At 64.9% G+C, this 17809-nt stretch carries 14 protein-coding genes and 3 rRNA genes; 8 read left to right on the top strand and 9 right to left on the bottom strand.

Annotation, left to right across the window (positions count from 1 at the left end):
* From JOF29_RS03180 to JOF29_RS03170, 3 genes are read right to left on the bottom strand one after another with little or no spacing between them, the layout of a single operon-like run.
* Positions 1–867, bottom strand: coding sequence for a carbohydrate ABC transporter permease (locus JOF29_RS03180; protein ID WP_307863126.1), 867 nt, complete (start codon positions 865–867; stop codon positions 1–3).
* Positions 868–880: 13 nt separating this feature from the next.
* Positions 881–1852 carry a carbohydrate ABC transporter permease gene (locus JOF29_RS45145; RefSeq protein ID WP_209692720.1) on the bottom strand — a complete coding sequence of 324 codons (972 nt, stop codon included), beginning with the start codon at positions 1850–1852 and terminating at the stop codon, positions 881–883.
* Positions 1849–3138 carry an ABC transporter substrate-binding protein gene (locus JOF29_RS03170; RefSeq protein WP_209692719.1) on the bottom strand — a complete coding sequence of 430 codons (1290 nt, stop codon included), beginning with the start codon at positions 3136–3138 and terminating at the stop codon, positions 1849–1851. The genes JOF29_RS45145 and JOF29_RS03170 overlap by 4 nt, the downstream gene beginning before the upstream one ends.
* Positions 3139–3360: 222 nt before the next feature.
* Here JOF29_RS03170 and JOF29_RS03165 point away from each other — a divergent pair, with 222 nt between their 5' ends.
* Positions 3361–4428, top strand: coding sequence for a LacI family DNA-binding transcriptional regulator (locus JOF29_RS03165; RefSeq protein ID WP_209692718.1), 1068 nt, complete (start codon positions 3361–3363; stop codon positions 4426–4428).
* Positions 4429–4437: 9 nt separating this feature from the next.
* Positions 4438–5238 (top strand): TrmH family RNA methyltransferase, encoded by an 801-nt coding sequence (locus tag JOF29_RS03160; RefSeq protein ID WP_209692717.1) that lies wholly within the window; start codon positions 4438–4440, stop codon positions 5236–5238.
* Here the strand turns inward: JOF29_RS03160 and JOF29_RS03155 are convergent.
* Complete coding sequence (locus JOF29_RS03155; RefSeq protein ID WP_245357826.1) at positions 5221–5850, bottom strand: class I SAM-dependent methyltransferase; 630 nt, start codon at positions 5848–5850, stop codon at positions 5221–5223. The genes JOF29_RS03160 and JOF29_RS03155 overlap by 18 nt on opposite strands.
* A 328-nt stretch (positions 5851–6178) precedes the next feature.
* Between JOF29_RS03155 and JOF29_RS03150 the strand changes: the two genes are divergently transcribed.
* A complete protein-coding gene (locus tag JOF29_RS03150) occupies positions 6179–6475 on the top strand; it encodes a putative quinol monooxygenase (protein ID WP_209692716.1) in 297 nt (98 codons plus the stop codon).
* Complete coding sequence (locus JOF29_RS03145; RefSeq protein WP_209692715.1) at positions 6472–7206, top strand: isocitrate lyase/PEP mutase family protein; 735 nt, start codon at positions 6472–6474, stop codon at positions 7204–7206. Before JOF29_RS03150 ends, JOF29_RS03145 begins: the two co-directional genes overlap by 4 nt.
* Here JOF29_RS03145 and JOF29_RS03140 read toward each other — a convergent pair.
* A complete protein-coding gene (locus JOF29_RS03140; RefSeq protein WP_209692714.1) occupies positions 7182–8396 on the bottom strand; it encodes an AlkA N-terminal domain-containing protein in 1215 nt (404 codons plus the stop codon). The two genes, JOF29_RS03145 and JOF29_RS03140, sit on opposite strands and share 25 nt — an antisense overlap.
* Before the next feature lie 84 nt (positions 8397–8480).
* Here JOF29_RS03140 and JOF29_RS03135 point away from each other — a divergent pair, with 84 nt between their 5' ends.
* Together JOF29_RS03135 and JOF29_RS03130 are read left to right on the top strand one after the other, a co-directional pair.
* A complete protein-coding gene (locus tag JOF29_RS03135; RefSeq protein ID WP_307863125.1) occupies positions 8481–9023 on the top strand; it encodes a P-loop nucleotide/nucleoside kinase family protein in 543 nt (180 codons plus the stop codon).
* A 118-nt stretch (positions 9024–9141) separates the two neighbouring features.
* Positions 9142–9825: an RraA family protein gene (locus JOF29_RS03130; protein ID WP_209692713.1), complete on the top strand. Its 684-nt coding sequence runs from the start codon at positions 9142–9144 to the stop codon at positions 9823–9825.
* 198 nt (positions 9826–10023) lie between these two features.
* Here JOF29_RS03130 and JOF29_RS03125 read toward each other — a convergent pair whose 3' ends face one another.
* Positions 10024–10914: an LLM class flavin-dependent oxidoreductase gene (locus JOF29_RS03125; RefSeq protein WP_209692712.1), complete on the bottom strand. Its 891-nt coding sequence runs from the start codon at positions 10912–10914 to the stop codon at positions 10024–10026.
* 92 nt (positions 10915–11006) lie between these two features.
* Here JOF29_RS03125 and JOF29_RS03120 point away from each other — a divergent pair, with 92 nt between their 5' ends.
* Positions 11007–11429: a MarR family winged helix-turn-helix transcriptional regulator gene (locus JOF29_RS03120; RefSeq protein WP_209692711.1), complete on the top strand. Its 423-nt coding sequence runs from the start codon at positions 11007–11009 to the stop codon at positions 11427–11429.
* Positions 11426–11734, top strand: a complete 309-nt coding sequence (locus JOF29_RS03115; protein ID WP_209692710.1) for an alpha/beta fold hydrolase — start codon at positions 11426–11428, stop codon at positions 11732–11734. The genes JOF29_RS03120 and JOF29_RS03115 overlap by 4 nt, the downstream gene beginning before the upstream one ends.
* A 145-nt stretch (positions 11735–11879) precedes the next feature.
* On the opposite strand, the gene rrf is transcribed toward JOF29_RS03115, so the two are convergent.
* The 3 genes from rrf to JOF29_RS03100 all read right to left on the bottom strand — a co-directional run bounded on the left by rrf (position 11880) and on the right by JOF29_RS03100 (position 17244).
* Positions 11880–11997: ribosomal RNA gene (gene rrf / locus JOF29_RS03110) — 5S ribosomal RNA — on the bottom strand.
* A 128-nt stretch (positions 11998–12125) separates the two neighbouring features.
* Positions 12126–15245, bottom strand: a 23S ribosomal RNA gene (locus JOF29_RS03105).
* 474 nt (positions 15246–15719) lie between these two features.
* Positions 15720–17244 (bottom strand): 16S ribosomal RNA (locus JOF29_RS03100).
* The 16S, 23S and 5S rRNA genes sit together here, the layout of an rRNA operon.
* Positions 17245–17809 lie beyond the last annotated feature (565 nt).

Genomic DNA, 17809 nt, shown 5'->3' with positions numbered 1-17809 from the left:
TCATTTGATGCCCGCGTTCGCGAACCCTTGGACGAAGTAGCGCTGCCCGATCAGGAACAGCACCACCATCGGTACGGTGGCCAGCGTTGTCCCGGCCATCAGGAACGCCCACTGGGTGTCGTTCTCGGTACGGAACACGGACAGCCCGACCTGGATCACCCGCAGGCTGTCGCTCTTGGTCACCAGCAGCGGCCAGAGGAAGTTGTTCCACGACCCCTCGAAGGTGAGCAGCGCGACCGTGATGAACGCCGGCTTCACCAGCGGGGTCATGATCCGGGCGTAGATCCCGAACTCGCCGAGGCCGTCCAGCCGGGCGGCCTCCTCCAGCTCCACCGGCAGGTCCAGGTAGAACTGCCGGAACAGGAACACCGAGAACGGACTGACCGCGCCCGGGATGATCAGCGCCCACCAGGTGTCCAGCCACCCGGTGCCGCCCTGCCCGAGGATGTCGTTCCCTCCGAACAACGGCATGAACCGCACGATCAGGAACTCCGGCAGGATCTTCGTGTACGTCGGGATCATCAGCGCCCCGACGAACCCGAGGAAGATCAGCGAACTGCCCCGGAACCGCAACCGGGCCAGCGCGTACCCGGCCATCGACGCGATCACCACGTTCAGCAGCGTATGGCTCGCCGCGATCACGAAGCTGTTCCGCGCGTACGTCGCGAACGGCGCCGCCCGCAACGCGTCCACATAGTTGCCGAAGGCCCAGTGCGTCGGCAGCAACCGGGGCGGTACGGCGGCGATGTCGCCCGGCGTCTTCACCGAGGTCAGCAGCATCCAGACGAACGGCACGATCATCACCAGCGAGATCGCGATCAGCGCCAGGTACAGGGCGGCCCGGCCGGCGCGTGCCCGCCGCGCCACGGCTGAGGCAGTGTCAACGGGTGGCACGGTCACCTCCGGTGATCCGCCGGTTCAGCAGGGTCAGGAACAGCAGCAGCGCGAACAGCACCAGGCTCTGCGCACACGCGTACCCCATCCGGAACTCCCGGAACGCGGACTTGTAGATCTCGTACGTCATCATCGTCGTGCTGTTCGCCGGACCGCCGTCGGTCAGGATGTACACCTGGTCGAAGGACTGGAACGCCCCGATCACCGAGGTCACGAACACGAAGAACGTTGCCGGCCGCAACAACGGCACGGTGAGGCTGAAGAACTGCCGGACCTTGGACGCGCCGTCCACCGACGCCGCCTCGTAGAGGTCGACCGGCAGGCTCTGCAACGCGGCCAGGTAGATCAGCATCTTCAGCCCGATGCCCTGCCAGACGCCGACCACGATCACCGCCGGCATCGCCCAGCTCGTCGACGACAGCCAGGCCGGCCCGTCCAGACCGAGGAACGACAGTACGGCGTTCGCGAGGCCGCTGCGCGGGTCGTAGATCCACAGCCAGACCAGGGCCACCGCGATCGTCGCCGTGACCTGCGGGATGAAGATCGCGGTCCGGAAGATCGCCCGCCCGGCCAGCCGGGTGTTCAGCATCAGCGCGATCAGCAGCGCGATCCCCATCGCCACCGGGACCGTGAAGAACGTGTAGATGCTGGTGTTCAGCACGGCCCGGCGGAAAACGTTGTCGGAAACCAGGTCACGGAAGTTCTGCAGCCCGGTGAACCGCGGCGGCGTGAGCACGTCGTACGACGTGAAGCTCAGCACCACCGCGGCGACCAGCGGGATGCCGATCCAGATCAGCGCGTGCAGCAGCGCGGGCGCGACCATCAGCAGGCCGGCCCGCCGCCGGGTGCGGGCCAGACCCTGACGACGCGAGGCAGCCGTGGCCGGGGAGGGCGGACCCGGCACCCGGCTGCGGGACCGGGACCTGCCCTCGGCGGTCGGCACGATGGTTCCGCTCACAGCCGGGAGATCGCTTCCTTGCTCAGGTTCGCGAGGTCGTCGATCGCTTCCTTCGCGGACTTCTGGCCGACCACCGCGGTCTCCAGCGTGGTCTTGACCTTCTCCCGGATCTCCATCCAGGCGGCGGTTCCGCCCTCGGACCGGGCCTTGCTCATGTTGTCCAGGGCAAGCTTGACGAAACCGTTTTCCTTCACGTACTCCGAGGTCCGCAGGTTCTGGACGCCCGGCACCGAGCCGCGCTGCTGGGCGGTCGGCAGAATGGATTCCGGTGTACCCATGAACTCCACCAGCGCCTGCGCCGCGGCCGGGTGCTTGGTCGAGGCGGAGCGGGACACCATCGTGCCGCCCTGCAACATCGCCGGGACCTTGTTGGCCAGGATGAACGCGCCGACCTTGTCGTCCTTGAGCAGCTCCGGGGTCTGCTGCTGGAGCTGCACCCAGAGCGAGTTGTTCGCCATCATCATCGCGGCCCGCCCCTGCTGCAGGGTGCTCGGCTGACCGGCGGACGACTTGAACGAGTAATCGGCGGACTTGTCCTTGATCACGTCCAGGAGCAGCTGCAGCGCCTCGACGCCGCGGTCGTCGTCGAACTTGACCTGCTGCCCGCTCTCGTCGAACAGGTTGCCGTCGTTGGCGAACAGGAACGTCTCCCAGCACTGCCGGAGATCGATCGAGAACGGGTCGAACCCGACCCGGGTCAGCTTGCCGGAGCTGTCCGCCCGGGCGAGTTCCTTCGACATCGCCCGCAGCTCGGCCCAGTCCTTCGGCGGCGCCTTGATGCCGGCCTCGGCGAACATGTCCTTGCGGTACGTCACGATCCGGGTGTCCAGGACCATCGGCAGCGCGTACAGCTTGCCGTCGAACCGGGACGGTTCGAGGACCCGGTCCTCGTACTCGTACCGCTTGGCCAGGTCGTCCGGCAGCGGCGCGAGCACCTTCTTGTGGGCGAACGGCGGGATCCAGCCGACGCCGAGCATCACCACGTCCGGCATCAGTCCGCCGGCCAGGCTGGTGGTGAGCTTCTCGTTCAGGGCGCTGTAGTTCGTGTAGTCGACCTTGACGGTGACCTTCGGGTTCTTCTGCTGGAACGCCGGCAGCAGCTTGCCCTCCAGCAGCTGCTTGCCGGAACTGCCCTCGAACAGCGGGGTGAGCAGCGTGATCTCACCTTCGACGGGTCCGTCGGCGGCAGCCTGGCTGTTGCCGCCGGACGACGCGGAGCACCCGGTGGCGGCGGCGACCGCGCCGAGCCCCAGGGCTGTCAGGACTGATCTGCGGGTGTACTCCATGGCGCGCCTTTCGTGGTGCTGCGGAAGGGGACTGGTGCAACGATCTACCAGCCGGAGCGGCGCAGTTATGCGAGGCTGGTGCAACGATGCACCGCATGCTAGAAACGGATTTCGCCCGCCGTCAAGAGGTCGCCTCTCATCAACTCGAACTGGACTTTCGGCAAATCTTGATGCATCGTTGCACTGCGAGCCGGCTGAACCACGGGGTGACAGAATGCGCGGGTGGGCGGTGAATTGAGAACTGGTGAGGTGACGATCCAGCAGGTCGCGACCGAGGCGGGCGTCTCGCCGAGCACGGTGTCGAACCTGCTCAACGGGCGCAACCACCGGATGCTGCCGGAGACCCGGCAGCGGATCGAGCGCGCGATCGACAAGCTCGGCTACCGCCCGAATCGGGCGGCCCGGCAGCTGCGGACCGGCCGGACCACCACGATCGGGCTGGTGGTGCCGTCGGTCGGCAACCCGTTCTGGGGTGCGCTCGCCCGGCACCTGGAGTCCGCGGCGCTGGCCGAGGGGTACCACGTACTGCTCTGCAACTCCGAGCGCGATCCCCGCCGCGAGCGCGACTACATCGACGAACTGTGGGCCGACGGCGTGCACGGCGTCGTGCTGTGCTCGTCACTGCCGTCGCTCGAGCACGTCATGCCGCTGGTGGAACGCGGGCTGCAACTGGTGGCGTTCGACCGTACGTCGCAAGCGGGTGATCCGGCGTCGCTGGTGAGCATCAGCGTCGACAACGCGATCGGCAGTCAGCTCGCCACCCAGCACCTGACCGGGCTCGGGCACCGCCGGCTGGCGTTCGTGTCCGGCGCGCTGGCGAGCGTGAACCGCAAGGAGCGGTACCGCGGGTTCACGGCCGCGCTCGAACAGGTCGGGATCGATCCGGCGACGGCCGTCCGCGCACCGGTCAAGGGCGACGCCGACGACTTCGGCGACGTCGAGGCGTCCGAGCTGGGGCGCGCCGCCGCCGCCGAACTGCTCGCGCTGGAGGAGCCGCCGACCGGGATCGTCGCGATCAACGACATGTGCGCGCTCGGTGTCTGCCGCGGTCTGCGCGACGGTGGGCTCGAGGTCGGCAAGGACGTGTCGGTGGTCGGGTTCGACGACATCGTGCTGGCGGACCTGTACGCGCCGACGCTGACCACGGTCCGGCAGCCGATGAAGGAGATGGCTGCGGCCGCGTTCACGCAGCTCCGGTCCCGGCTGGACGACTCCGGGCCGACGCAGGGACAGTCGCTGCTGTTCCGGCCGGAGCTGATCGTGCGCGAGTCCACGGCGCCGCCCGCGTAGGGTAAGCCTGTGCAGCGGATCTCGACGCGGAACGCCCGGTTCCAGGTTTGGCAGGCGTCACTGACCAACCGGGCCAAGCGGCAGCGGGCCGGCGAGTTCCTGGTCCAGGGCGTCCGGCCGATTTCGGTTGCCGTGGACAACGGTTGGCCGGTGCGCACGGTGATCCACGACGCGTCCCGGCCGTTGTCCCGCTGGGCCTCGGAGCTGCTGCAGCGGCTGCCACACGTCGAGCGGGTCTCGATGGCCCCCGAACTGCTGGCCGAGCTGGGCGAGAAGGACGACCCGGAGCTGATCGCCGTACTGGAGCTGCCGGCCGACGAGCTGGCGCGGATCCCGGTCGGGCCGGACTTCCTCGGGGTGGTGTTCGACCGGCCGACCGGACCGGGGAACATCGGGTCGATCATCCGGTCCGCCGACGCGTTCGGCGCCGACGGGGTGATCGTGACCGGGCATGCGGCCGATGTGTACGACCCGAAGGCGGTGCGCGCGACGACGGGTTCACTCTTCGCGGTCCCCGCCGTCCGCGCGCCCTCCCATCGCGAGGTCCTGGAGTGGGTACGCCGGTCGCCGGTCGTGGTGGTCGGCACCGACGAGCACGGCACGACCGACGTCTACGACTTCGACTTCACCCAGCCCGTACTGCTGCTGATCGGCAACGAGACGGCCGGCCTCAGTACGGCGTGGCGGGAGGCGGCCGACCACCTGGTCCGGATCCCGATCACCGGCTCCGCCAGCTCGCTCAACGCCGCCAACGCCGCAACCGCGGTGCTGTACGAGATCTCCCGGCAGCGCTCACGCCGTGCACAGTAGTTCGCCGTGCAGGATCGAGATCCAACTGTCGGGACCGGCCGTCCAGGTCTGCCAGGCCTCTGAGATCGCGGTCAGCGTCTCCTCCGGTACGCCGGCCGCGCGCGCCTGGTCCGCGAGCGCGGACTTCAGGATCCGGTCGGCCCACATCCCGCCCCAGAACGCACGGTCCTCCGGGTTGGTGAACGCCCAGGTCGAGGTGGTTGCCTCCACCTGTTCGAACCCGGCGGCGTGTGCCCACGCAAGCAGACGGCGGCCCGCGTCCGGCTCGCCCTTGTTGGCGCGAGCCATCCGCTGGTAGAGGCCCATCCACTCGTCGAGCTCCGGCAGCGCCGGGTACCAGACGAAGCCGTGGTAGTCGGAGTCGCGGACCGCGACGATCCCGCCCGGTTTGCACACCCGGCGCATCTCGCGCAGCGCCTGCACCGGATCGGCCACGTGCTGCAGCACCTGGTGCGCGTGGACGACGTCGTACGTGTCGTCGGGCAGATCGAGCGCGTGGACGTCGCCGACCACGAACTCCACGTCGACCTCGACGTTCTCGAACGCTTTCCGGGTGATGTCCAGCGCGTCGGCACTCGCCTCGAGCGCGGTGGTCCGGCCAGGCTCGACCAGACGGGCCAGGTCGGCGGTGATGGTGCCCGGGGCCGGCGCCGACGTCGAGCAGCGACATCCCGGGGCGCAGGTGCGCCAGCAGGTATCCGGCGGAGTTCTCCGCGGTCCGCCAGCGGTGCGAGCGCAGTACCGACTCGTGATGGCCGTGTGTGTACACGTTGTTCATCCCAGGCTCCTTTGCCTTCGCCAACAGTGTTCACGCTAGCGCAGAGTCTTGCTAAATGAGACATATTGTCTCGCTATATGGTCACACTGAGATGACCGAATATGGCCGGACGCACCGCCGGCGGCAGGCGAACCTTGAGGAAAACCACCAAGGAGGACTGTGATGCTGGCGAAGGTGTTTCCGATCAGGCTGAAGGACGGCAACCAGGCGGCGGCCGAGGCGATCGTGCAGGAGTTCGGGCCGCGCGGCCCGGGTGCGGAGGAGGGGACGCTGTCGTTCCGGGTGTACCGGGATCCGGCGACGCCCGACTACCTGTTGTTCGTCGAGCACTTCGCGGATCAGGCGGCGTACGACGCGCACACCGGGTCGGCGGCGTACCAGGAGTTGATCGCGGGGCGGTTCGCGGACCTGATCGTGGAGTTCGTGGAGATCGACCACGAACTGATCATCAGCCTGTGAGCGCGTCGGCTCGGCGGTTGCGGGAGTTGCACGCGCAGCCGCCGCTCGTGCTGCCGAACGCGTGGGACGCGGGCTCGGCGCGGGCGATCGCGGCGGCGGGTGCGCAGGCGATCGCGACGACGAGTGCTGGGGTTGCCTGGGCGCATGGCGTCGACGATGCGGGCGGGCTGGACCTGGCGACCGCGGTCGCGACCGTACGGGCAGTGTGTGCCGCGGTCGAGGTGCCGGTCACGGCGGATGTCGAGGCCGGGTACGGCGATGTCGCGCGGACGGTGCGGGAGGTCGTCGAGGCGGGTGCCGTCGGGGTGAACCTGGAGGACAGTACGGCGCGGGTGCTGGACGATCCGCTGGTTCACGCCGAGCGGATCCGGGCGGCGCGGGCGGTAGGCGGCGGCGACTTGGTGATCAACGCGCGGACGGACACGTACCTGTACGGCGACCGGACCGGGACGATCGAGCGGGCGAAGATCTACGCCGATGCCGGTGCGGATGTGCTGTTCGTACCCGGGGTGGTCGACCTACCGACGATCGCCGAACTGGTGAAGGAGTCACCACTCCCGCTGAACGTAATGGTCGGCCCGGGCGCACCCTCCGTCCGCGAACTCGCGGAGGCCGGCGTGGTACGAATCAGCGTCGGACCGGCGATCACCGGCGCGGCGTACGCGCTGGCAACGGCTGCGGCAACGGAACTACTCACTCACGGCACCTACGTAACACTCACCAGCCACTGACGCACAGCGGCCGGTGAGTGATCCCCGAGGCGTAGGGCGATCTCCTGTGCGGCGGGCGGGCTCGTCACGGTCTCGAGGGACCGGACGAGCCCGGCCGCCGGCTCGAGCATTATGTTGCCGTCAGCAACTTCTGTCGCGAGGGTGCCGATCAGATGGGCGGAGGTCAGCGCCTCGGGGGCGGGGAAGGCATGGGTCAGGCCGTGGGTGAGGCCCGGGACCGGGGTGCCGTGGACCTCGACGAGCTTGTGCAGGGCGTCGGTCGCGTCCGCCGGTGGCAGCCGGTCCCGGAGGACCGCCTGGACGGCGACCTCGAACGGGGCCCACGCACCTGGCACCCGAAGGCCGGGTCGTGCCGCCACCTCTGGGCCGAAGACCGGAGCCGACTGCCCGCGGGCGATCATCGGATCGTGGTCCACCCCCACCAGTCGCGCGGCCCGGTCGGCGACGTGGATGACGCCCTCCCAGAACGGGAGATGCGCGCGCAGCAGCAGGTGGTCGTCGCCACCCGGCCCGATCTCCAGCATCCCGGGCTCGCCGTCGAGCGAGATCACCCGCCGGTACACCCCGTCCTCGACCGACTCGACCCCGGGGATCGCCCGGTCGGCGAGGAACGTGCACATCGTGTCCCAGTCATACGGCGGCGTGAACGGCAACCGCAGTACCAGACCCCCGTCCGCCGCCAGCCGATCGCCGCGGCGCCGACGGTCGCGGAGCTCCCGTGGGGAGGCCCGGAAGATCTCCCGCATCGCCCGGTTGAACTGCCGCAGGCTCCCGAACCCCGACGCGAACGCGACTTCCGCGATCCCGAGCTCCGTGTCGTCCAGCAGCCGGCGCGCGAAATGCGCCCGCCGGGACCGCGCGAACTGGTCCGGCGTCGCGCCGAGATGCTCGTGGAACAGCCGCCGCAACTGCCGCACCGACAGCCCGAGCCGCGCGCCCAGCGCCGCCTCACCATCGTCGTCCAGCAGCCCGGCGATGATCAGCTGCACGGCCCGGCAGACCAGCTCGGGCGCCGCGTCCGGCACCGTCCCGACGATCCGGTACGGACGGCAGCGCAAACACGCGCGGTACCCGGCCGCCTCGGCCGCGGCGGGCAGCTCGAAGGTGCGGACGTTCTCCGCGAGCGGCTTCGCGCCGCAGCCCGGGCGGCAGTAGATCCCGGTCGTCCGGACCGCCGAATAGGTCGTCACCGGAACCACGCTAGCCACCCGCACCGACAGTTCCTGACACGCGCTTTACACCGGGTACCCGCGGTCGCGACTAAGGTACAGCGAGTGCAGTCGAAACCTATGCTGGTCGTGGTGAGTGGTCCGCCCGGGACGGGGAAAACGACGCTGGCGCACCGGATCGCGACCGCGATCGGCTGCCCGGCGATCTGCCGGGACGAGATCAAGGAGGGGATGGCGCACGCGACCCCCGGGTTCGTGGCGGGCCCCGGCGATCCGCTGACGATGCGGACCCTGTCGACGTTCTTCGACGTGATCGGCCTGCTGGTCGGCCGCGGTACGACGCTGGTCGCGGAGGCGGCCTTCCAGGACCGGCTGTGGAACCCGGGCCTGAGCCCGATGCTCGGCCGCGCCGACATCCGGATCGTGCACTGCACGACGAGCGCCGAGGTCGCCCTCGAACGGATCACCGCGCGAACCGCGTCGGATCCGCGGCGGGCCGCCCACGAGGACGCGAAGATCGGCCCGGACGCGCGAGTCCGTACCCACAACGCCTTCCAGTCCGTGGATCTGCCGGTTCCGGCAGTCACCGTCGACACCACGACCGAGCCGGCGTTGGAGGGGCTCCTCGCCTTCCTGTCGCGCGAGTGATGTACATCTCGACAGGAGATGTCCCCCCAGACGGTGAGTCGGGACGAGACTTCAGGCGGAGAGGCCGTCGCGGTTGCCGGATACCTCCTGTCGAGATTGCACACGAGAGGGGCAGCGGATGCTGGAGCATTTCGTTGGATTGACGACGGCGCATCTGGCCGATGCGTGTGTGCGGGCGGGCGTGCCGGTTCGCACGGTGCCGGTGACTGCGGTCGTCGGTGAGCGGGTCGCGGGGCGGGTCCTGCCGGCGCAGCATGTGGGCAGCGTGGACGTGTTCCTGGAGGCGTTCGAGTCCGCGGCCGAGGGCGACGTACTCGTGGTGGACAACGGCGGGCGCCGGGACGAGGCGTGTGTCGGCGACCTGGTGGCGTTGGAGGCTGCGGCGGCCGGGGTCGCGGGGATCGTGATCTGGGGGCTGCACCGCGACACCGTCGACATCAGCGCGATCGGGCTGCCGGTGTTCAGCCTCGGCGCGCTGCCGACCGGTCCGTTGCGGCTCGACCCGCAGCCGGCCGACGCGTTGTCCACGGCAACGATCGGCGAATGGACGGTGACCCGCGACGACGTCGTACTCGCCGATCAGGACGGGGCGATCTTCGTACCCGCGGATCGCGTGGCCGAGCTGCAGTCGCTGGCGGAGTCGATCCGGGACACCGAGCACCGGCAGGCGGCCGAGATCCGCGCCGGGCGGTCGCTGCGGACACAGGTCGGTTTCGCGGACTACCTGGACAAGCGGGCGGCCGATCCCTCGCTGACGTTCCGCCAGCATCTGCGGGCCGTCCGCGGCGCAATCGAGGAGTGAGTACCTGGCGGCCGGGGCCGGATCCCGCGACGCTTCCGTCGGTCCCGGTCGCCGGGTACCGGCTGAGGGGCGGGCCGTGATCCTGGTCCGGCTGCGGGATCGCCAGCGACGTACGGCCGCTGCGGGCCACGGACCTACGGTTCACCTACCGGAACGGGTTCCGGCGACACACGCAGTACCTGAGCGCGACCTACGAGGTCATTGCCGGCTGAGCTCTGCGCGGATGGCGGGGACGACCTCCTTCGACCAGCGTGCGAGTTGGAGGTCGTGGGGGTCGGCGCCGCGGGGGAAGAGGGTGAAGCCGGTGGCGTTGTGGTTGAGGATGGCGTCGGTGAGTTCTTCGGTCCACTGGGACACGGAGCCGCCGATCCAGCGGCCCTCGGCGTCGCGGGTCTGGCGGAGGGGGGTCGCGGTGATCGTGCCGGGGAAGTTGTAGATGGTGCCGATGTCGGACGGCTTACGACCGGCGGCCAGGGCTGCCTCGTCGATGATCGGGCGGGACCAGCGGTAGCGGTCGCTGAGCCAGTCGGCGGCGTGGCCGGGGATCCAGCCGTCGGCCTGCCGGCCGGTGGCGGCGAGCGACTTCGGACCGTTCGAACCGGTCCAGATCGGCGGTGCCGGTACGGCGGCCGGGCGGAGCGCGCCGATCGGGTAGTGCTTGGTCGGCGTCGGCGTACCGCCGTCGGACAGCCCGTGAACGAGCTGCATCGCCTCCTCGAACGCCTGGACGGCTTCGGCCGGGCGGAGTTCGGGAACGCCCATCATGGTGATCCGGTCCCATGCACCGCCGGCGCCCAGTCCGAGGATGAAGCGTCCGCCGGACAGCGCGGCCAGCGAGGTCGCCGTACGGGCGAGCACCGGCGCGGGGCGGAGCGGCAGGTTGGTCACGTTGACGAACGCCGAGAGCTGCTCGGTACGCCCGAGCAGGAACGCAATCGCGGCGTACCCGTCGAGCATGTCCGGGACGTACGGGTGGTCGGCCAGGCTGACGTGATCGAGACCATCGGCGTCCGCCTGCTGCGCGAGCCGCACGATCGCGGCCACGTCCCGCACCGAGTCCGGCGATCCGTATCCGAACCGCACGTTCATATCGACTCCTCAGATAGTTTGCTGTTCGAACTAGTTGTAGCACGGATACTTAGAACAGCAAACTATTAGTTCAGCGGACTATCATGTGAGACATGGTGACGACGACGGCTGCCCAGGACACCGATTTCGCGAGTGCGCTCGTGCAGACGATGCACCTGCTGCAGGACCTGCACGCCGAGACCAGCCGGCCGCTCGGCCTCACGTCGCAGCAGGCGCGCTTGCTCTGTGTGCTGATCGCCGGACCGCAGGGCATGACGGATCTCAGCCGCATCCTGAGCATCGAACGCTCGAGCCTGACCAGCATGGTCGACCGCCTGGAACGCCGCAGCCTGGTCGCCCGCACCCCGATCCCCGGCGACCGCCGCGCCTTCCGTATCGAGCTCAGTCCCGCCGGTCTGAAGCTGGCCCACGAGGTCCACGATGCGGTGGTCGACCGCATCAACACGCTCACCGCCGACCTCCCCGCGGCGACCCGCACCACCGTGACCACAGCCCTGCAGTCCATCCTCGGATGACCTACCGGTACGTCGAACGTGCCGGCGCCCGGATCGCCTACCGGGTCAGCGGTTCCGGGCCGGCGCTCGTACTGCTCAAGAACAAGCGCCGGCCGCCGGACTACGCGATCAGCGACTTCCTGGCGGAGCGGTTTCGGGTCTTTCAGCTCCACCCGGTCGGCTTCGGCGCGAGCGACCGGCCGGATGCGTACGACTTCGGCAGTATCAACGACCAGGTGCTCGCCGTACTCGACCACGAAGGCGTCGAGCGGTTCGGAGTCTGGGGTTCTCACAGACTGTCGCCTAGGTGGAGTTCGAGGGGCTGAACCACACCAGCTGTAGTCCGGCCGCAGCACCTGCGTCCGGGGGCGGCGGATCCGCGGCCGGCCGGCACACATCGCCCAAGGGGTGTATCCGTCTGGGGAAATGTTAAGGGCCACCCCTCGCGGGGTGGCCCTTAACAGTGTGAATGTCCGGCAGCGTCCTACTCTCCCACGACCTCCCGGTCGCAGTACCATCGGCGCTGAAGGGCTTAACTTCCAGGTTCGGAATGGAGACTGGGTGTTTCCCCGACGCTATGGCCACCGAAACTCTATAAGAACACTATCAACCAACACAGAACCACAAAAAGGGCTGCTGGGGTGACCGTATCCTGGGAACTATACAGTGAACGCGAACATCGTTACAGAGCGCAACTCAAGGCTTGAAGTTTAGATAAGTGACAAGCCCTCGGCCTATTAGTACCAGTCAGCTCCACACCTTACGGCGCTTCCACCTCTGGCCTATCAACCCAGTGGTCTACTGGGGGCCTTACCCGGTTAACCCGGTGGGAGACCTCATCTTGAAGCGTGCTTCCCGCTTAGATGCTTTCAGCGGTTATCACTCCCGAACGTAGCCAACCAGCCGTGCTCCTGGCGGAACAACTGGCACACCAGAGGTTCGTCCACCCCGGTCCTCTCGTACTAGGGGCAGCCCTTCTCAAGTCTCCTGCGCGCGCAGCGGATAGGGACCGAACTGTCTCACGACGTTCTAAACCCAGCTCGCGTGCCGCTTTAATGGGCGAACAGCCCAACCCTTGGGACCTACTCCAGCCCCAGGATGCGACGAGCCGACATCGAGGTGCCAAACCATCCCGTCGATATGGACTCTTGGGGAAGATCAGCCTGTTATCCCCGGGGTACCTTTTATCCGTTGAGCGACGGTGCTCCCACATGCCACCGCCGGATCACTAGTTCCGACTTTCGTCCCTGCTCGACATGTCTGTCTCACAGTCAAGCTCCCTTGTGCACTTACACTCAACACCTGATTGCCAACCAGGCTGAGGGAACCTTTGAGCGCCTCCGTTACCTTTTAGGAGGCGACCGCCCCAGTCAAACTACCCACCAGGCACTGTCCCTGATCCGGATAACGGACCAAAGTTAGACAGCCAGAACAATCAGAGTGGTATTTCAACGATGACTCCACCCGAACTGGCGTCCGAGCTTCACAGTCTCCCACCTATCCTACACAAATTGTACCGACCACCAATACCAAGTTGTAGTAAAGGTCCCGGGGTCTTTCCGTCCTGCTGCGCGTAACGAGCATCTTTACTCGTAATGCAATTTCGCCGAGTCCACGGTTGAGACAGCGCCCAAGTCGTTACGCCATTCGTGCAGGTCGGAACTTACCCGACAAGGAATTTCGCTACCTTAGGATGGTTATAGTTACCACCGCCGTTTACTGGCGCTTAAGTTCAAAGCTTCGCCGGCCAAAACCAGCTAACCTGTCCCCTTAACGTTCCAGCACCGGGCAGGCGTCAGTCCGTATACATCGAATTACTTCTTCGCACGGACCTGTGTTTTTAGTAAACAGTCGCTTGGGCCTGGTCTCTGCGACCATCACCGCTTCCCTCAGCAAGTAAGGTAACGGATCCGGTCCCCCTTCTCCCGAAGTTACGGGGGCATTTTGCCGAGTTCCTTAACCATGGTTCACTCGATCGCCTTGGTATTCTCTACCTGATCACCTGTGTCGGTTTGGGGTACGGGCGGCTCTAACACTCACTGCGAAGTTTTTCTCGGCAGCATGGGATCATCCACTTCCCCTAAACGGGTCCGCCTCGGCTCTCAGGCTAAATAAGACACGGATTTGCCTATGCCTCGCCCTACCACCTTGCCCGCGGATCAGCTTACGCCTACCATCGCCGCGGTTGGACTACCCTCCTGCGTCACTCCTCAATGCACCTACTACCACCTCGGGCCACCAACCCCACCAATCCATCCGAAGACATCATGGTTTCATTGGCTTAGCATCAGCAGATTCGGTCGGGTCGTGTTAATGCCGGTACGGGAATATCAACCCGTTGTCCATCGACTACGCCTGTCGGCCTCGCCTTAGGTCCCGACTTACCCAGGGCAGATTAGCTTGACCCTGGAACCCTTGATCATTCGGCGGACGGGTTTCTCACCCGTCATTCGCTACTCATGCCTGCATTCTCACTCGTGCAGCATCCACAACTCCATCACTAGGCTGCTTCACACGCTGCACGACGCTCCCCTACCCACCCACACACCTGGATGTCCAAAGACACCGAGTACACATGTGAGTGCCACAGCTTCGGCGGATTGCTTGAGCCCCGCTACATTGTCGGCGCGGAATCACTTGACCAGTGAGCTATTACGCACTCTTTCAAGGGTGGCTGCTTCTAAGCCAACCTCCTGGTTGTCTGGGCAACTCCACATCCTTTTCCACTTAGCAATCGCTTAGGGGCCTTAGCTGGTGATCTGGGCTGTTTCCCTCTCGACTACGGAGCTTATCCCCCGCAGTCTCACTGCCGCGCTCTCACTTACCGGCATTCGGAGTTTGGCTGATTTCGGTAAGCCGGTAAGCCCCCTAGACCATCCAGTGCTCTACCTCCGGTAAGAAACACGCGACGCTGCACCTATATGCATTTCGGGGAGAACCAGCTATCACGGAGTTTGATTGGCCTTTCACCCCTATCCACAGGTCATCCCCCAGGTTTTCAACCCTGGTGGGTTCGGTCCTCCACGCGGTCTTACCCACGCTTCAACCTGCCCATGGATAGATCACTCCGCTTCGGGTCTAGAGCATGCGACTAAAGCGCCCTATTCAGACTCGCTTTCGCTACGGCTACCCCACACGGGTTAACCTCGCCACACACCACTAACTCGCAGGCTCATTCTTCAAAAGGCACGCCGTCACACCCCACAAGGGAATGCTCCGACGGATTGTAGGCAATCGGTTTCAGGTACTATTTCACTCCCCTCCCGGGGTACTTTTCATCTTTCCCTCACGGTACTAGTCCGCTATCGGTCACCAAGAAGTATTTAGGCTTAGCGGGTGGTCCCGCCAGATTCACACGGAATTTCAAGAGTCCCGTGCTACTTGGGAAAACACTCGAGAGTCGCTGTCTTACGCCTACAGGGCTATAACCCACTACGGCTCAACATTCCAGAAGATTCGACTTCAACAACGATTGATAACTCTCTGACACCACGGCATTAGTGTCTGAATGCTCCCACGACCCCACATGCGCAACGCACGCCGGCTATCACACGCACATGGTTTAGCCTCATCCGCTTTCGCTCGCCACTACTCACGGAATCACTATTGTTTTCTCTTCCTGCGGGTACTGAGATGTTTCACTTCCCCGCGTTCCCTCCAGAACCCTATGTGTTCAGGCACTGGTAACTGGCTTTAGAATGCCAGCTGGGTTTCCCCATTCGGACACCCCCGGATCACAGCTCGGTTGCCAACTCCCCGGGGCTTATCGCAGGCTCCAACGTCCTTCATCGGCTCTTGGTACCAAGACATCCACCGATTGCCCTTAGTAGCTTGTCACAAAAACTAAAAGCAAAATTACGCTACAAAGAGATGCTCGCGTCCACTATACAGTTCTCAAAATACGGGCAGGAACACCAACCCAAAACCACCACACACCGCAGAAACCCACCCCACCAGGGAAACAACACACCCAGAAGAATGAACCCCACCGCAGTCTGGTGAGAGCCGGCCCCAGCCACCCAACCAACCAGAAACACCCAGTTGGCCCGTGACCCTTGAAGAAACAGTCCCCGAACTCACACGAGTCCAGAGCCCGATCCCTCAGGACCCAACAGCGCGCCTCGGCCCATCCCTCACACCATCCCCACATTCCACGCCCACCCCAAAGGATCAGCAGTACTAGCAAGAACAACACAAGTTCCAGACCTAATGGTCAATGTTCCACAATCCGAAGCACCATCACCCCCAGAACATTCGCCTGAGAAAGTGATGACATGGACACCCACAACATGAGCGCCAAGTGCTCCTTAGAAAGGAGGTGATCCAGCCGCACCTTCCGGTACGGCTACCTTGTTACGACTTCGTCCTAATCGCCAGCCCCACCTTCGACGGCTCCCTCCACAAGGGTTAGGCCACCGGCTTCGGGTGTTGCCGACTTTCATGACGTGACGGGCGGTGTGTACAAGGCCCGGGAACGTATTCACCGCAGCGTTGCTGATCTGCGATTACTAGCGACTCCGACTTCATGGGGTCGAGTTGCAGACCCCAATCCGAACTGAGACCGGCTTTTTGGGATTCGCTCCACCTTACAGTTTCGCAGCCCTTTGTACCGGCCATTGTAGCATGCGTGAAGCCCTGGACATAAGGGGCATGATGACTTGACGTCATCCCCACCTTCCTCCGAGTTGACCCCGGCAGTCTCCTATGAGTCCCCACCACCCCGAAGGGCGTGCTGGCAACATAGGACGAGGGTTGCGCTCGTTGCGGGACTTAACCCAACATCTCACGACACGAGCTGACGACAGCCATGCACCACCTGTATAGGACCCTTACGGACCCCCCATCTCTGGAGGATTTCCCTATATGTCAAACCCAGGTAAGGTTCTTCGCGTTGCATCGAATTAATCCGCATGCTCCGCCGCTTGTGCGGGCCCCCGTCAATTCCTTTGAGTTTTAGCCTTGCGGCCGTACTCCCCAGGCGGGGCGCTTAATGCGTTAGCTGCGGCACGGAGGACGTGGAATGTCCCCCACACCTAGCGCCCAACGTTTACGGCGTGGACTACCAGGGTATCTAATCCTGTTCGCTACCCACGCTTTCGCTCCTCAGCGTCAGGTAAGGCCCAGAGAGCCGCCTTCGCCACCGGTGTTCTTCCTGATATCTGCGCATTCCACCGCTACACCAGGAGTTCCGCTCTCCCCTGCCTACCTCTAGTCTGCCCGTATCGGAAGCAGGCTCGGGGTTGAGCCCCGAGTTTTCACTCCCGACGTGACGAACCGCCTACGAGCCCTTTACGCCCAATAATTCCGGACAACGCTCGGACCCTACGTATTACCGCGGCTGCTGGCACGTAGTTGGCCGGTCCTTCTTCTGCAGGTACCGTCACTCTCGCTTCGTCCCTGCTGAAAGAGGTTTACAACCCGAAGGCCGTCATCCCTCACGCGGCGTTGCTGCGTCAGACTTTCGTCCATTGCGCAATATTCCCCACTGCTGCCTCCCGTAGGAGTCTGGGCCGTGTCTCAGTCCCAGTGTGGCCGGTCGCCCTCTCAGGCCGGCTACCCGTCGACGCCTTGGTAGGCCACTACCCCACCAACAAGCTGATAGGCCGCGAGCCCATCCCCAACCGCCAGAACTTTCAACCACAAACCATGAGGCCCATAGTATTATCCGGTATTAGACCCCGTTTCCGAGGCTTATCCCAAAGTTGAGGGTAGGTTGCTCACGTGTTACTCACCCGTTCGCCGCTCGTGTACCCCCGAAGGGGCCTTACCGCTCGACTTGCATGTGTTAAGCACGCCGCCAGCGTTCGTCCTGAGCCAGGATCAAACTCTCCGTTGAAAAATATAGACAAGCTGAGCCGAAGCCCAGAGAGTCAACAACATCGAATGATCCTTTGAACATCAGAAACAAATCAAACTGACTTGTCATCCGTTATATTTCAAAGGAATCCGCCACAGACATTGAATGCCTGTAGACGGGGTTAATGCATCTTTCGGCATTGACTTTCGGCACGCTGTTGAGTTCTCAAGAATCGGACGCACACCGCGCTTCTTACTTTCGTTCGAAGCTCCGGAGCAACTCGATTTACTTTACTGTTTCGCTTCCAGCCGGTCAAATCGGCCTTTTTCGATCCAGTCTCCCTGCGCGCCTCAGTGTCCGAAACCCACCGAGGCGTGTTTCGGCTTCCGAGACCTTCAAGGAGTTTGTTGGCGGGCCGGCCGCTTTCGCGTCCTGCGCTTCCGTCCAACAAGAAGAACATTACTGACCTTCATGGTGCGGATGCAAATCGGGGTCCTGGATCGCTGTCCGAGGCTCCCGGCACCCGTCCTCGCCGCCGGTGAACCGGCGTCGAGGGAAGCAGTGCTCGTCCCTCTGGTCACAACACTCACTGCGGCAACGCCAG

Origin of the sequence: Kribbella aluminosa (assembly GCF_017876295.1) — a bacterium.
Classification (GTDB): domain Bacteria; phylum Actinomycetota; class Actinomycetes; order Propionibacteriales; family Kribbellaceae; genus Kribbella; species Kribbella aluminosa.
The sequence above is the reverse complement of the archived record's forward strand: the minus strand, read 5'-3'. Positions and strand labels throughout refer to the sequence as shown.